Origin of the sequence: Mesorhizobium sp. M8A.F.Ca.ET.218.01.1.1, from assembly GCF_004791165.1 — a bacterium.
Taxonomy (GTDB): Bacteria; Pseudomonadota; Alphaproteobacteria; order Rhizobiales; family Rhizobiaceae; genus Mesorhizobium.
Genome location: NZ_SRUZ01000004.1, coordinates 245,371 through 259,997, shown reverse-complemented (window position 1 = coordinate 259,997; position 14,627 = coordinate 245,371). Strand labels below are relative to the sequence as shown.

The 14,627-nt window shown below is 65.6% G+C and carries 14 protein-coding genes; all 14 read right to left on the bottom strand.

The window, feature by feature from the left end; all coding sequences use genetic code 11:
- Positions 1-41: 41 nt before the first annotated feature.
- The 14 genes from EN861_RS17300 to EN861_RS17235 all read right to left on the bottom strand — a co-directional run bounded on the left by EN861_RS17300 (position 42) and on the right by EN861_RS17235 (position 14,551).
- Positions 42-611, bottom strand: a complete 570-nt coding sequence (locus EN861_RS17300) for a hypothetical protein (RefSeq protein ID WP_135864559.1) — start codon at positions 609-611, stop codon at positions 42-44.
- On the bottom strand, positions 611-3,097 hold the full coding sequence (locus EN861_RS17295; RefSeq protein ID WP_135864557.1) for a hypothetical protein: 2,487 nt from the start codon (positions 3,095-3,097) through the stop codon (positions 611-613). The genes EN861_RS17300 and EN861_RS17295 overlap by 1 nt, the downstream gene beginning before the upstream one ends.
- Entirely contained in the window at positions 3,091-3,735 is a 645-nt protein-coding gene (locus EN861_RS17290; protein WP_135864555.1) for a hypothetical protein, read from the bottom strand. Before EN861_RS17290 ends, EN861_RS17295 begins: the two co-directional genes overlap by 7 nt.
- Before the next feature lie 66 nt (positions 3,736-3,801).
- A complete protein-coding gene (locus EN861_RS17285; RefSeq protein ID WP_135864553.1) occupies positions 3,802-4,482 on the bottom strand; it encodes a hypothetical protein in 681 nt (226 codons plus the stop codon).
- A gap of 67 nt (positions 4,483-4,549) precedes the next feature.
- Positions 4,550-5,464 (bottom strand): phage capsid protein, encoded by a 915-nt coding sequence (locus EN861_RS17280; RefSeq protein ID WP_135864551.1) that lies wholly within the window; start codon positions 5,462-5,464, stop codon positions 4,550-4,552.
- 161 nt (positions 5,465-5,625) lie between these two features.
- Entirely contained in the window at positions 5,626-6,588 is a 963-nt protein-coding gene (locus tag EN861_RS35485) for a hypothetical protein (protein ID WP_189343660.1), read from the bottom strand.
- The gene (locus tag EN861_RS17270; protein ID WP_135864549.1) at positions 6,585-6,953 is read right to left on the bottom strand and encodes a hypothetical protein; all 369 of its coding nucleotides are present in this window, start codon (positions 6,951-6,953) and stop codon (positions 6,585-6,587) included. Before EN861_RS17270 ends, EN861_RS35485 begins: the two co-directional genes overlap by 4 nt.
- Positions 6,950-8,557 (bottom strand): portal protein, encoded by a 1,608-nt coding sequence (locus EN861_RS17265; RefSeq protein WP_135864547.1) that lies wholly within the window; start codon positions 8,555-8,557, stop codon positions 6,950-6,952. Before EN861_RS17265 ends, EN861_RS17270 begins: the two co-directional genes overlap by 4 nt.
- A 3-nt stretch (positions 8,558-8,560) precedes the next feature.
- Positions 8,561-8,755: a hypothetical protein gene (locus EN861_RS17260; RefSeq protein ID WP_135864546.1), complete on the bottom strand. Its 195-nt coding sequence runs from the start codon at positions 8,753-8,755 to the stop codon at positions 8,561-8,563.
- Complete coding sequence (locus EN861_RS17255) at positions 8,709-9,074, bottom strand: hypothetical protein (protein WP_135864544.1); 366 nt, start codon at positions 9,072-9,074, stop codon at positions 8,709-8,711. Before EN861_RS17255 ends, EN861_RS17260 begins: the two co-directional genes overlap by 47 nt.
- Before the next feature lie 76 nt (positions 9,075-9,150).
- Positions 9,151-10,764, bottom strand: coding sequence for a hypothetical protein (locus EN861_RS17250; protein WP_135864542.1), 1,614 nt, complete (start codon positions 10,762-10,764; stop codon positions 9,151-9,153).
- A gap of 302 nt (positions 10,765-11,066) precedes the next feature.
- On the bottom strand, positions 11,067-11,714 hold the full coding sequence (locus EN861_RS17245; protein WP_135864540.1) for a hypothetical protein: 648 nt from the start codon (positions 11,712-11,714) through the stop codon (positions 11,067-11,069).
- A 672-nt stretch (positions 11,715-12,386) separates the two neighbouring features.
- Positions 12,387-12,653, bottom strand: a complete 267-nt coding sequence (locus EN861_RS17240) for a hypothetical protein (RefSeq protein WP_135864538.1) — start codon at positions 12,651-12,653, stop codon at positions 12,387-12,389.
- A complete protein-coding gene (locus tag EN861_RS17235) occupies positions 12,653-14,551 on the bottom strand; it encodes a hypothetical protein (RefSeq protein WP_135864536.1) in 1,899 nt (632 codons plus the stop codon). The genes EN861_RS17240 and EN861_RS17235 overlap by 1 nt, the downstream gene beginning before the upstream one ends.
- Positions 14,552-14,627: the final 76 nt, after the last annotated feature.

Genomic DNA, 14,627 nt, shown 5'->3' with positions numbered 1-14,627 from the left:
CCGCCGGAGCGCCTGCGGCGCGTGAGGCAAAGAAACATGGGTCAGCCCCGCTGGTTGAAGGAAAGCAAAGTGTCGGCGCCGCCAGTCAGCGCGTTGAGGATGCCGCCGGCCTTGGCCTGCTTGGCCATGGCGCGATAGTTCTTCGCCCGCTCGACTAGGCGCGAAATCCGCGTCTGTTCGGTGCCAGTCGACGTGGTCAACCCAAGGTCGGCCTCGCGGTAGGCATCGGTGCGCGCCGCCTTGGCGGTGCCGAACGACAGGTCGACGCCCGACGCGGCATAGGCCACGTCCTCGGCGCCCAGCGCGTCTGCCATCTGCTTGCGGATCGAGGTGCGCCTGCTGATGCCTTGCAACGTCTCCAGGCTCTGTTCGCTCTCGGCGTCGTTCGCCGCCATTTCGTTCTGCGCCGCCTCGGCATTGCCGGCGCCGACCGCTGACACGATGCCAAGCACCGTAGCCGTGCCCTGCAGCAGCGAGGCCAGCGAAATGCCCGACGCCGCCGTGGTGCCGGCCGCCGCCGTCGTGGTCGCGGCTGTTGCGGCCGTGGTGCCGGCAGCGGCCGCGCCACCGCCAAACAGGCTTGTCAGTCCACCGGCAAGAAGAGCGACCATCAGAGTTTCGTCCCCATGGCTATGTCGCGCACGCGAAGCTCGCCGGGGCGAACCTGCGTGATAACGGCGGTTGTGCCCTCGACCATGCCGAGAAGGCCGGCGGCTGTGACCAGCTTCGTCTTCAGCGGCATCGGCGTGTCGGTCGGGTCGTTGGTGTCATGCAGCGGCACGTCCTGCGGCGTCTGGCCATTGGCGCCGATGGCGATCGAGTCGGTGTCGGCGATGTTGACGTGCATGGTGTGGATGCGGCCCGGCCGCAGGATCACGTCATCATTGCCGGTCACCAGCACCTGCGGCATCGATTCCCAGCGCGGCGGCACCCATCGGCCGACGAGCGCGGCCGCATAGGCATCGCCAAGCGCGATCGAGCCGCCCGCGACGGTGAACGGCCCCAGCACGTAGCCATCGGCCTTGGCCCACAGCTCTGCCCCTTCCTCATACGGCAGGCCGGAAATCACGCCGGCAAGGTCGGGCGTCACATCAATCGCGTCCTGCAGGTAGATCGAGGTGTCGTAGATCTCGATCGAGGTGCGGCCGGTGCGCTCGATTGCCACCCACAGGCGGTTCTTGCCGTCGACGCCGATTTCGCGCACCAGGCCACCGGCCGCCGCCAGCCATTCGCAGAAGCCGACGATTTCCTGATTGCGGATCATCTGCCCGGCGACAAGCCGGCCGTCGCCGCGCATCAGCCAGCCCTTCGAGGCGTCGAGGTCGGTTTCCGGCCGCTGCGATGCCGCGCGAATGACCTGGTCGACCAGATGCGAGGCGAGCAGCGATATCGGGTCGGCGTTGAAGCTGGCGCTGGCCGATGTCACCGTTTCCGAGACGCGCAGCACCTGCTTGCCGCCGCTCGAGGCGAAGGCGAGCCCCTTGGGCGTGATGGCGACGTAATAGACTTCGCCTTCGAGCGTGAACGGCCGGCAATTGGGCTGGGCGCCGATCTCGCTGGCCAGCACGAAATTCAAGGGCGTGTTGCGCTCGATCGTGCGGTTGGAAATGAAGTACACGCCGCGATCGGTGAACACGAACATGTACGTCGATTCCTTGACGTGCAGGATGGCTTCCGAGGTCTGCGAGCGCAGCTTGTCCAGCCGCGCAGCCGCATCCGTGGTGCCCTCGATGTTGAGATCGAAATATTCGCCGATGCGGCTAAGCGCCATCGCGCCGCCCACCGCCGGAATGCGGAAATAGTCCATCCGGTCCTGCACCAGCACAGCGCCGCCAGGCCAGCCGCGCGCGGTCGAAAACACCGCCTCGGTCTCGGTCTTGCCGATCTGCGTGTGATAGGGCAGCACCGAGGCGTCGGCGGTGTTGGCGATGATGGCGGAAAACTCGTATTCCTCGCCGGACAGGTCGCCGCCGAAGGTGACGCTGAAATTCTTGAAGCCGGAAAAGCCGGTGCCGGCGGCGACGGTGAGGCCGCTCGACATGGTCGGCAGCGCACGGATCGCGGTCTGCACCTGCGTCGCGAACAGCGGCCAGTCGGGCGTGTCGGGGTCGATATCGGCAGGCGCGCCGTCGCCTGTGCGCGGCACGAACACCGCCGGTGTCGTTTCGCCGTTCACCGTCACGCTCAAGCTGACATAGCCGACGCTGCTATCCCAGCGGATCGAAAAGTCCCACTTGTCGTCAGTCTTCGCATAGTCCCCGCCAAGATCGGCGCTGGGCACCGGATCATAGGGCCAGAGATCCGCACGCCAGTCCTGCAACTGGCCAGGCGTGGCCAGGAACAGCCGCACCGTTTCCAGCGTGGCGTGGAAAATGCCGATCGTGCTGGCCTCGCCGTAAAAGCCGAGGTCGGGCAGCATCGCGGCCGTCACTGTCGGCAGGCTAGCCGAGCCGACATAGCCGGCGCTTTCGGTGAAGAAATCGGCAATCCCGGCCGTCACGAAACAGGCCAGGGCATCGCCCTGGTCGGTGGTCAGGTCGACAAAGCGCGGGCGTTCGGCCGTGCCGCTCTCGAAGGAGGCCGCGACGGTCAGGCCCGAAACCGTGGTGGCGGCGAGTGAAAAGGTGGCGCGGATGCGGATCGAGGTCGCGGCCTTCTGCGCGCCCGGCGCGAACGCCGCCAGCCGCGTCACTGGCGTGCCGGTCTTGACCGCGAACGGCCCGGCCACTTGCACCCAGACGCCGCCGACGAAGGCTTCGCAGACAAAGGTCGCGGTGCCCTTGTCGATCGCCAGCGCCGACATCAGCACCGTCGCGACGGTCCCGGCCACCGTGCCGGTCCAGATGGTTTGCGTTCCCGTGTGCGGCCCGAAGGTCGGCGTCGGGCTGGTGATGGCACGCGCGGAGAGCGCCCGGCGCCATTCGCCCTTGCGGCGCGAGCCACCCATGCGGCGGTAACCAGACTGCGGCACGGGCTCGACGCCCTTGAACGCCAGCCCGGCCGAATAATACTGCTTGATGTCGACGCGGCTTTTCGCTTCCGGCGTGAATTCGCCGGCATTGCAGGAGCGCGTGGGCGATGCCGGCCGCGCTACCATTTGCCGTACCAATCACCGCCGCCGGTGCGGCCGCCCTGCAGCATGTCGGTCGTTGCCGGCGTGGCGACGGGCGCGGCGGCGCGGTCCTGGGCGATCATGCGGCCGAAGATGCCGCCGGTGCCGCCTTCCGAGCGGGTGCCGACCGCTTCCGCCAGCTTGTCGTTTTTCAGGTCGACATCCTGTGTGAGCGGAATGGCGAGGTAGGAGGCGAGCAGCAGGGCAAAGGCATCGGCGAATTGCGGCTGCCAATCCTCGGGTTCGACCATCACCTTGCAGCGGGCATAGACCACAGGTTCATCGCAGAACACTGTCTTGCCCTCGATGGTGAAATCGCGGATCGGCGTATCGCGGCGTGGATCTGACAAAAACTTCAGCACCGGCCCAACGGTATCGCCCGGCAGATCGAAGCCGTAGGTATAGCCGGTCACCGGCGTGGCCGCCTGCCGGGTGAGCTGAACAGTCCGCCGGCAGAAGGTCCAGTCATGCAGGCCGAACGAGCGCGCCAGCGCGCGCGGCCAGAAGATGTCGACAAAGCCGCCGAGCGGCGTTTGATCGTCGATCGAGAAATTGGGCGCCAGCCCGAGTTCGACCAGCGCCCAGTTGACGATTTGTGCCTTGTCGATCGCCGTATCGGCCATGACTTTCCCTCTGCGCGGACTTGGACGAAGCGGGCCGCCGAAGCGGCCCGTTGGAAGCGGCGGCGGTTAGCCGTCGAGGTTGCGCAGCGAGATCAGCAACCAGCCGGAGCCCTCGGCAAAGGCCGTGACGCCACTGGCCTCGATCGAGAAGCTGTCGGTCGGGCCGCCGACATTGTTGGCGGTGACGGCAGTGCCCGCGACGGCAACGCCGGCGGGGGTGCAGGCCGCCGAGGTCAGCGCGACAACACCGCCGGTCAGGTCGGTGGTGTTGATCTCGATGTTGATGGTCGCCAGCTTGGCGGTGGTGGTCACCGCCTTCGACTGGCGCCAGTCAACCTTTTCGATCTTGAAGTTGTAGCCGGGCACATAGTTGGTCAGCAGGTCGCCGTTCGCCGCGATTTCGGCCAGGTTGAAGAAGAACGGCAGCACCTGAATGCCATGGCCCGCGCCGCCGGCCGCGCCGCTGGCGAGGTCGACCAGCGCCGAGACGACATTACCGGACCCCGGCACGGTCGTGAACTTGATCGAAAAGGGCACGCCGACGCCCCCGGCATTGGCCATGCCGATGATGATGTCGTTGACCTTGATCTTGCCCTTGTCGCGGGCGGTGTTGAAATAGCCGTCCGTCAGGATGGTGGCCAAGGCGTCGGTGGTGCCGTAGGTAAAGATGTTCGGGTTCGATCCCGCCTGCGGGAAGTAGTTCATCGAAGAGAGCAGCGTCAGCGCTCGAATGTTGAAACCAGCCATTTGCTTTGTTCCTTGGTTGAGTTGTTCCGTGAAAGCGGGCGGCGCCGAAGCGCCGCCGGCTGGCCGATTAGACCGCGTGGGTGTTGGTGACCGGACGGGTCGGCGCCAGGATCTTGGCGAGACGGAAGCGCTTGACGCCCTTTTCCTGCACGCCCAGCGCTGCACCGCCGAGGCCGGCCTTGATCAAGTAGGGCGAGCCCTGCTTGGTCTTGTCCTGCGTCATATCGGTGTTTTCCTGGTTCCAGGGCATTTCGGCGCCCATGGAATCGTGATGCCACATGAAGGCTTCGAGCGAACCGGGCGTGTATTCGGTGAAATACTCGTCCGGGCCTTCGATGTAGTTCACGCTGCGCACCGTCTTCATGCGCATGCGCTGGGTCTTGGAGAACGGCGCGTTTTCCAGACCAACCCACTGTGCGTCAGCGAATTCCCTGTAGAAGCACAGCTGTGTCATCCACATCGCCGGCAGCATGCAGAAGATGCCGGCGCCGTTTTCATCGTCATCCGCGCCGGTACCGGCAATCTGCGCCCGCCCCGTCTCGAAATGGACGATGTCGGGGATCTCGGCGCCGGTGCCGATGGTGATGATTTCGCCGCCGGCATTGGCGTTGCAGAAGGTGGTCAGAGCGTCGATCTTCAAGCCGTCGCGCTTGCGGCGCACCGCCTTGGTGATGAGGTTGGCGAGCGTGTTCTGTTCGCTCGGCCCCGCCTTGTAGGCGTCCTGCGTGCGCCACCAGCCGGAAGCCTCGAAATCGCGCATCGTCAGCTGCACGGTGGTCAGGTCGAGCGTGCCGGTCGGAACCGGCTCGATGGCGCCGGTCAGCTCGTAGACCGTGGTGCGGCCGGCGATCGGAAACTTGACCGTGTTGGCCTGGGTGTCGCCAGCCATCATGGTGCCGTCGAGCAGCCCGCCATGCGCCTGGAATTTGATTGTAACCTTGTCCTTGATGACCTCGCGGTACCAAGCCTGAATGTCTGCCATGGGAAAACCCCTTCATTAGGTTGCTGTTCAAAGCAGCCTCGGGGCCGATGGAGCCGGCTCTTGCAGGGTCCGGTGAAGGATAGCCCGCCGCCGCCGGGTCGCTCCCTTGGTTGCGCGTGCCGAGCATGCGGGCGCGGCACGCGCGTCAATTGCGGGGGCTATCAGGAACCCAGCTTCTGATAGTCGGCCATGAGCTGATCCCATGAGGCACGATCGAACTTCGCATTGCCGACTGTGTTTTCAGGCAGCGCCGAGCGTGCCTTGAGCGCATCCCGCGCGGTCTGCGCGGCGGGATTGCTGCCACTGCCGCCGAAGGGCTGGGCGCGGCCTTCGCCGGTCATCTGGCCCCGGATCGCTTCGAGGAACTGGTTTCCCTGCGCGGTGTCCATCAGCATCAACAGCGCGTGTTCGCCGACCTTGGCATCGAGCAGCGGCTTGCCGCCTGGAATGGGCTTGCCGGCCGCATCGACAGGCGGCTTGGTCAGGAGGTTGATATAATCCTCATTGGCCTGCATGCGCGCATCGATGGCCTTGTCCTGGTCGGCCTTCGGCAGGTTCTTGGCGCTGTCGGGCAGCAGCGCGGTGCGCTCGGCCTCGATGTTGACCAGCGGTTCAAGCAGGCCCGCTTCCTGCAGGCCGGCATAGGCGGCCGTGGTGATGGCGTGCATGGTCTTGACCGGCACGCCATGTTCCATCGCCACCTTGGCGGCGGCGGCGAATGCCGGGCTCTTGGCGGCTTCCGGCAGATAGGCGCGGATGGCTTCCGGCGCCTGGGCGGCGTCGAAAGCGTTGTAGGCGTCGACCTTGTCGGGCACCTGGCGCTCGGCATCGCGCGTGCGGTAGCCGTTCAAGGCGGTGTGCATCTTGTCGATCGTCTCGCGATCGTCCTTGCCGAACATCGTGTCAGGCATGCCTTGCGGCCGATATGGCCCGGCTGCTGCCGCAGCTGCGGGAGCTGCAGCGGCGGCGGCCGCGTTGGAGCCATCCTTGTCCGCGCCCGCCGCCGCCCCGGCATCGGCGCCGCCAGCGCCGCCGCCAGTCCCACCGGCGCCAGCGCCGGCACCGCCCGCGCCACCGCCATCGGTGTTGCGCAGCGGCAGATATTTTTCGAGTAGAGATTTCATGTCGTGGCTCCTTTGCTCTGCTTGTAAAGCTCTTCGCCATCGGCGATCGCGCGGAACAGCACCAGGCCGACGCCGACGCGGGCTTCGTGTTTAGCCGCGGCGATCATGACGCTGTCCTTGGACTGGCCGACATGCGGATACGGCGCCCGCACCGTGAGATCGGCCAGCCATTCGATGATCCGGCGGCCGTCCACCGTGTTGTAGAGGTGGTAAAGCACCTGCTTGATGTCGGCGCCGGGGTCGAAATTATCCGCCGTCTTGGCCGGGTAAAACGCCTGGCTAAGGCCTTCCCAATCCGGCTCGCCGGCAAGCAACTGGTCGACGGCCGCCATCTGGCGGCCAAACGGGAATGGTCCGCTGGTCATGCTGCTTGCGCCTCGGGCTGTGCGAGGGCGTCGACCACATTCGGCGCGGCCTTGATGGCGGCCTGGGCGGCAACCGCCGCTTGCTCGCGCGCGTCGTTCTGCTGCTTGGCCGCTTCGCGTTCCTGCGACGTGGTCAGGATGTCGGTCGGCACAAGCAGGCCGTTGCGGGTGCGATCGAGGTAGCGATCAATCGCGATCTCTTCGTTGACGCGATCGACGCCGCGCACCGCCGCCACAATCTGATAAAACTGGACACTGGCCTTGAGCTGATCGGCCTTCAGCGCCGCCATCATCGGCGAGTTGATGTACATGGACGTCATCAGCGCATTGAAGCTCATCAGCTCCGGCAGGATCCTCCATTCGGCCAGGATCTCCATCGCGCGCGGCACGATGACCTGTGTGCCTTCGAGGTTGAGGCGCCCATAGGCCCCGACATGGACGTTGGCATTCTGCGCCACCGTGGCCGCCACCTGACTGGCCGAATCGGGCGTGCCGCCGTCGTCGTAGATGCGGGTGTCGAGCAGTGCCTCGCGGATCTGGCGCTGGCCGTCGCCGATGATCATCTTGGCGACGTCGAAGCGCGCCTGGGCGGTGTCCAGCCGCTGCACGTCGGGGCCGAGGATGCCGCCGGTCGACTGCATCGGCCAGAACTCGCCCGGCCCGACGCGCACCGTGTCGGGGTTGAAGGTGCCGCCGGCGCGAAAGCCCCAGATGCCAAGCAGCTGGATGGCGGCCGCCTTCAGCGTCAGTTCCTGCGCCTTGTTGACCGTCTTGATGGTCGGCAGCGCGAACAGCACCGGGCCGCGCCCATAGGCCTCGCCCGGCCAGCGATAGAAGCGCATCGCCGCCACCGGCTGGGTACGGTAGGTTTCCTGCTCGATAAAGCCGCCTTCGCGGTCGAGATAGACGCAGAACCGCCAGCGCCCGTCCGGGAGACGGTAAAAGTCCTGGTAGACGGTGATTTCCGTGTACGGGTCCCTTTTCGCCGCTTCCTTGAACTCCTGCGTGTGAGAGCCATTCGGCCACGCCTCGAGTATGGCCTCGCGGCCCAACATGCGTTTCCACGAGACGAAGTTGACGCGGCTCCAGGCGTCCTGCCCGATCGCGCATTCGTCGGCCGGAATGCACACGAAGCGCAACGGCTGGTCCATCGACGGGCCGCGCAATGGCATGACGAAGCCGGTGCCGACCGTGAGGTCGGTGCAGGCCTCGTGCATGGCGGTGTCATAGTCGCCGGTCTTGAAGAACGGATAGACGAAATTGGCAACGCCCTGCAGCTGGCCATCCCACAGCGTCTTTTCCGCCGCCGTCAGCTTCTGCGCCACCAGCGGGCCGCACTCGACGTTGAACGGCGTCTGCGCCGGCGAAATCTGGCGCTGGATCTCGCCGGCGCAATGCATGGCCGAGTTCGGCCCTGTCATGTCGAAAATCTGCTGGGTCGGCCGCTTGGTCTTGCCCATGCCGCCCGGCCGCCGGTTCGGCAGCACGTAATCATAGGCCTCGCAATACATGGCATCCCATGCGGCGCGGCCTTCCCAGAGCTTCTTCGAGCGCTGGCGCTGCTTTTCGACCGGCGTGCCGTCGTCGTTCGCGGCCTCGGCCATGGATCAGCTCAAATCGGATTTCGAGGCGGCATCGCCTACGAACAGCCGGCGGCCGCGCGGGTTGCGCCTGGTCGCGCCGCTGTTGGCGTCCTGGTTGCGCAGCTCGGCAAGCTGGCGGTCATTGGCCACCGCCTGCGTCGCCCTCTGTTCTTCAGCGGCCTTGGCCGCCGCCTTGCCGGGGTTCAACAGATTGCCCATGTCGCTCTTTCCTCAAAACCCACACGCCGGGCTGTTTCAGCCGGGCCGCGCGGAAGCCGACCAGAGCCGCCATGCGCTGGCCGGCGAGGTTGGCCGGATGGACGTTGGCGACGATGAGGTGAGTTTCGGCCATGGCAAAAAGCGTCAATTGCGCGATGCGGACCAGCTTGCGCATGTGCGGCGCCGCCTCGGGCGCGATCGACAGAGCGAATTCGCGCCGGCGCCAGCCATGCCGCCCGAAATAGGCCACCGCTAGACACTCTTCCCCGCGATAGATCCCGACCGTCTCGACCTGCGAGCTGCGCACCTGCGCCAGCACCAACCGCCTCACACGCGCACCTGCGCCCGCGAGGGACAGCGTGGCCGCGCGAGACGCCGGCGAGACCAGGCGCCATTCAACGGCTGAAGACATCGAAATCGGTTTTGGCCGTGATGGAGCGCAGCGGCACGACGTTGGCAGGCCTGCCCATCTGGGCGGCTTCCTTCCGCACAGCGGTCGGGCCACGATAGCCGAAGAACAGATACTGCCACCCCTCCATGATGTGGGAATATTCGTTCTTCTCCACCTGCAGGCCGTCAGTCTTGCCGAGCGTGGAGTGTTTCGTCAGCTGATACTGCGAGACGAAACCACGCAGCGTATATTTGCAGCCGGGGTCGACAAGCAGGCGCGGCGTGTTGGCGTCTATGTCGGCGAGATACCAATCAACCGCTTCGAAGCGCGATCCGAGGTCGTTGCTTATCGTCGGCAGGATCGGGATCTGCAGCGCCATCTGCACCGTCTCGACCCAAGCCAGCTCGCCCGCTGCCTTGTCGGCGCCGTACCAGCTCGACGGATCGGCCCAGGCGCCCCCGCAACGCATGCCGCGATAGTCCCGCAGCAGCACTTCCTGGATGTTGGCGGCGAAGCGTGCCGGCCCGGTTACGATCTTCGGGTCGGACACCACCTCGCGCTGCATGCGGAATTGGCCGTTCGGCATGAACTGGCCGAGCCCGCAGGCCGGCCGGCCGCCGGCGTCCATTCCCATGTAGAACGGCAGCTCGGGCACGATCGGGAGCGGCTCGCCTGCCTTGTTGCGCAGGATATTGAACCGGCTGAAGATCACGGTACCGGCGGCCTTTGGCGCATACATGCCATGCACGTTGCGGCGCGCTTCCGGCGCATCCGGCCCGCCGAACTGGCGTTCCTCTTCCTCATACTGATGCCGGGTCTTGCCGACGCGGTTTTCAGCCTGCGGCGACAGGCCCGATGGCTGCTGGAAAAAGTGGTGCCCCGACCATTTCTCGGGCTCCTCGATGTGGCGCTTGTAGGTCCAGTTCGATTCGTCGGGCGGGTTGTAGTCACCGCAAACGACGCGCGGCACATTGATCGTCTCGCGGCCGCTGTCGGGGTCTTTCGACCATCCCAGCCGCTCGCCCTCCCATTCCATGATCTCGGCGCGCGGCGGGTAGCGGCCGGTTCGGCCGTAGAGCCGGCCCGGCGCATCCTCATGCACCAGGTCGCATTCGTTCAGCCAGCCGCCCGAGATTTCATAACCCTTGAAAAAGCTGTCGAGGTTCTGCTCGCCGATCGCGCCGAACTCCATTTCCAGCCGCACCTTGGTGGCCCGCAAATCCCACTGGCCCCGGCCGGAGTACCATTTGCGCGCGATCTCCCATTCGAGGATGTGCTTGACTGGGCGGTCCTGGCCGCCGGAGAACGCATCCTTGTCGGAGGCCGTGTAGGGGCCGCCCTTCGGAAAAGCTTCGAGCCACGATGCCAGCGCGGTCTTGGCCATTTCGCGGTAGGTGTCGCGGATGGCCGCCCAGCGCACGTGCACGATGCCGTCGCGGCAAATCGGGAAATCCACGCCCGCGTGGCGCACGATTTTGAAGATGCTGGCGACGGTCTTGCCACTACCCCACGGACCCATGATCAGGTCGATGGGGCCTTGGCTCAAGATGTACGCCGCGGCGACTGGACCCGGTTCCTTGTAGCGCCTGATGAGATCGAAACCTGCACCCTGACCCATGACCCTCGACCCTCGCAATGGCCGGCGCCCACGCGCCCGCGTCCCGATTTCACCGCAGCGAATTTATTTCCGCCGCCAGCGAGTCCAGTGCGAGCCGCCGGAATTGGCGGTGTGTGTGCGACCGCACCCCCGTGGGGGGTGGGTGGGGGGTGCGGTTTTCGAAATTCGAAGCCGCCGCCCTCGCCTGCCGATCGACCAGGGGGCGGGGTCGAGGCACCACGGCAGGCGATCCGCCGGCCTCGCGCACGTGCACGTGAGAGGCCGGAACGATATCGGTTTTCAATTCCGCAACTGATTTGCGATCAGTTGTCTATCCCGGTTTTATCGAGCGCATTCAATGCGTTAGCCTCATCGTGCGACACGTCCTCGTTTTGTCGCACGGCAGGCGCTGGGCTAAGTGGTTGATTTTCCACGATCTTCGCATCAGGCGGAATGCCAGCGCTCATGAACCCGAGATCTCCGGCGACGGCCACATTCATTTCGCCAATGACCATCAATGGCCGCTTGCTGCCGTCGCCGATCAGCTCCAGCTGCTGCGGCTTCTTGCCGTGGTGGTATGGCAGCAGGTCGGCCGCCGCGCCGCGCATGATGCCCAGCACCGCAATCTTGTGCTTGGCGGTCTCGGCCCCGACAGCCTTGCACAGCGCACCGAAGTCCGCCGACTGGATCATCGAGAGCGTCACCATCGGGTCGCGATGGCCGCGCGCTTGGAGGTAGCGGATCATGTCGCCATTCTTGCGGTTTGCCGCACCTTGCGGCCTCCCCCGCGCCCGACTCGGCGCAGCAACGAGTTCCGCCGCCAGCGCCAGAACGTCATCGCCCTCGCCATCGGGCAAGCCAGCGATCAGGTCGAGCGGATCGGCGCCGGGCAGATCGGCCGGCGGCGCCTGGTCGCCGCCGGAGCCCGGTGTGCGTGCGTCTTGATGCCCCTTTTCAGCTGCATCGGCCATGCGAATGTCTCCCAGGGCAATTTTTTATTCCGGTTGCCGATCCGGCATCGAGGTAACCGCTTTGCAACCGGCTTTTCGATAGGCTTTTCAAATGGATATACACCTCGGGTTACATGTTACATGGTTACGTTCATATATACGCATGCGCGCGCGCGCGTAGCGAGGTGGCATTCCTAGGGTAACCCGTAACCGTCGCAGTCATGTATTTGATTTCCTTGGTGTTTTCCGGTTACGAAATACGCAACCCGGATGTAACCCGGTAACGCCACCCGAACCCATCGGCGGCGCTTCAAACCTCGCCGGTCGCCACGTGCGTCAACTGCCAGCATGGAAACGCGCGGCGGAACCTGATTAGCGCCTGATTGGGCGGGGGCTTTGGGCGTCAAATGCGGACGCGCGAATGGCTGGAAACAGCGGCAGATGCTGGCGAAAAATTCGCGCGAATCTCGATCGATGACGCGCGCGTGTCGGGGCGCGGGATCATCCATTTTCCAGTGGGCGGGAGAGACTAAAGCGGTGCAGCCCTGCCGGGCTGCTGATCATTTGAGGCGCGACGCGTGGCACCGGCACGCGCACCAGGGCGGCGCTTGATCGTTCGGGAGGCGCTGGGGTGCGCTCACAGCCTCGCTAGCGGGCGTGGGCGCGCTGCAAGGCGCGCTGGTCGCGCGCCAGCTACTGGACGAGCTTCAGCCCCTGATAGTCCTCGGGAATCTCTGGCCGCATAGGCCCGCCTCGGGCCGTGAACGCGTCTTTCAACCAGGCGCGGGCTTTGTCGCGCTCATACTCTGCGCAAGCATCCTGATGGCGCCGGCGGTCGCCCTTGAACAGCTCTAGCGGCCGTTCGGACATCGCCCAATATTCGCGCGATCGGCACAGCGCCTTGGCGCATGACCATTTCGACGGACAGCCCCAATCCTCGCAAAGGCGAGGCCGCGCCATCACTCAACCCCTTGCGCGAACTTCATGAACGCTTCCAGATCGATCAGCAGGCACCTTTTGGCGCTTCCGTTGATCTTCACCACCTGGTGGTTCCCCTTGTCGCGCAGCACGATGTCGGCCGGCGCCTGTTTCAGCGCCGAGAACCACACGCCCTTGTGCCAGTCGGTGTCGGCGAAGATCCTGCGCAACTGCGGGCTGTCGGCCGGCACGGCAATGCACGGGCCGACATCGGGCGCCACCTTGCGCCTGTCGATCGCGCCGAGGCCAACCAGCGACAGCCGGGCGCGGGCATCGCTCGCCGTCATCCCCTCGGGATAAGGCTTGTTGTCGGCCAGCATGGCCTCGGCAATGCCGCCGATCATCGGCTTGACGCCATCGCGCCACGCCTCGATCGAGGACTGGAACAGATGGTCGACGCAGGCATGCCAGTTGTCCATCGTTTCGGCTCGCTCGACGGCCGTCGCGGCCGCCACGATCTCGCCCAGTCGCACATGGTCGGTGACAGGCAGGCCGAGATCTTCCAGCGCCGCCGGCCCGCACAGCAGCTCGGCCGCCGCCAGCAGCGTGCCGAACGTGTCGATCGCGCGGGCATCGAGCCCCTGGGCGGCCAGCGCCTCCCAATAGTTCGGCAGCAGCCTTTCGTTGAAATCCTGCCAGCCGTCCATGATCTGGCGCAGCATCATGCGCCCGTCCGTCTCGGCCTTCAGCACCACTTTCCTGCCAATGCCGTTCTTCTTGTCGAGCTGCGACAGGTTCAGCACAGCCATCCGGCTCTTGTCCTGGCTACCCATGGGCGGCGCATTGATGGCCGAAAACAGAAAGCTTTGTTGCGCCTTGAAGCTGGTCGCCTCGTGGTCCTGCCCGCCGCGGCTGATATCCCCGCCGGTATAGGCGACGCGGGCAAGCTCGATGACACTTTCCGCCCTGGTCGAGCCGGGCTTGCTTTCCAACTCATCCACCATGAACGGCAGCGAATCCCATTTGGCGCGCTGATAGATGCCGGCCGCCGTGGTGTTGACCGAAGTCGTCACCACCTGGTCGAGCGCGTTCTGCAGCAGCTCCTGCAGCGTCGACTTGCCGACGCCCTTGCCGCCCGTGGTGAACACGACGGGCCGGGCTTTCAGCGCGCCGCCCATGATCGCGGTGGCGATCCAGCCAACCAGCAGGATCGGGTCGAGATATTTGCGCTGCCAGTTCCATGTGTCGACATCGGCCAGGATCCTGCGCGCCGGGCTTTCCTCCTGCGTGACATGCTCGCGCCAGGGCTCGATCGCGCTGGCTTGGCGCGTGTACAAAAACCCCTCATGCTCGCCCGGCTTGGCCCGTTCCAGCTTGGTGTGCGTGCCCTTGCCGACAGAACTCCACAGCCAGCTGCCGGAATGCCAGATGAAGCCGTCCTGCTTGTCGCGCCAGCCGCCACGGCCGCGCCGCTGCTTGGCCGGGTCGAACAGCGGCCGGCGCGCGGCTTCCGCCTGCAGCGCCATCATCACCTTCTGGATCTCGATGCGCTTCACCACCAGCATCTTGCGTTCCTCGCCGGTATCGGGGTCGAACACCTTTGCCTCGCCGAAGGCCGGCCACGCCCACATCATGGTGTTGAGGTAGGGCGCGAATAGCCCGGTCAGCGTCGGTGCGTCCCAGCGCTCGATCGCGCGAAAATCGTTGGTGGCCGTGGTGCAGTAGACCGTGCCCTCGGCGTCGCGGCCAATCACCGTCACCGGGCACGCCGGCGGCAGGCGATCGTGCGGCGCGCCTTCCCACTGGCCGGGCTTGATGCCGTCGCGCGGCAGGTTGGGATCGGGATCGAGGAACTGGCCGCTATCCTCGGCCGCCGCCTTGGCATCGGCGAAAATCGCGCGGATTGCCTTGGAGCCCGTCTGTGTCTGCGCCTTTGCCATCGTCATTCCATGCTTGCGGAGAAAAAAAGCCCGCCGGCGTATTCACCCACCGGCGGGCAAAGGCGCGAGGTCCGGG

Bases quoted from the DNA above. Each gene is read 5' to 3' on its own strand.
- EN861_RS17280 (WP_135864551.1), bottom strand. From the start codon at position 5,464: ATGGCAGACATTCAGGCTTGGTACCGCGAGGTCATCAAGGACAAGGTT.
- EN861_RS17300 (WP_135864559.1), bottom strand. From the start codon at position 611: ATGGTCGCTCTTCTTGCCGGTGGACTGACAAGCCTGTTTGGCGGTGGC.
- EN861_RS17295 (WP_135864557.1), bottom strand. From the start codon at position 3,097: ATGGTAGCGCGGCCGGCATCGCCCACGCGCTCCTGCAATGCCGGCGAA.
- EN861_RS17285 (WP_135864553.1), bottom strand. From the start codon at position 4,482: ATGGCTGGTTTCAACATTCGAGCGCTGACGCTGCTCTCTTCGATGAAC.
- EN861_RS17290 (WP_135864555.1), bottom strand. From the start codon at position 3,735: ATGGCCGATACGGCGATCGACAAGGCACAAATCGTCAACTGGGCGCTG.
- EN861_RS17245 (WP_135864540.1), bottom strand. From the start codon at position 11,714: ATGGCCGATGCAGCTGAAAAGGGGCATCAAGACGCACGCACACCGGGC.
- EN861_RS17265 (WP_135864547.1), bottom strand. From the start codon at position 8,557: ATGGCCGAGGCCGCGAACGACGACGGCACGCCGGTCGAAAAGCAGCGC.
- EN861_RS35485 (WP_189343660.1), bottom strand. From the start codon at position 6,588: ATGAAATCTCTACTCGAAAAATATCTGCCGCTGCGCAACACCGATGGC.
- EN861_RS17235 (WP_135864536.1), bottom strand. From the start codon at position 14,551: ATGGCAAAGGCGCAGACACAGACGGGCTCCAAGGCAATCCGCGCGATT.
- EN861_RS17260 (WP_135864546.1), bottom strand. From the start codon at position 8,755: ATGGGCAATCTGTTGAACCCCGGCAAGGCGGCGGCCAAGGCCGCTGAA.
- EN861_RS17250 (WP_135864542.1), bottom strand. From the start codon at position 10,764: ATGGGTCAGGGTGCAGGTTTCGATCTCATCAGGCGCTACAAGGAACCG.
- EN861_RS17270 (WP_135864549.1), bottom strand. From the start codon at position 6,953: ATGACCAGCGGACCATTCCCGTTTGGCCGCCAGATGGCGGCCGTCGAC.
- EN861_RS17240 (WP_135864538.1), bottom strand. From the start codon at position 12,653: ATGGCGCGGCCTCGCCTTTGCGAGGATTGGGGCTGTCCGTCGAAATGG.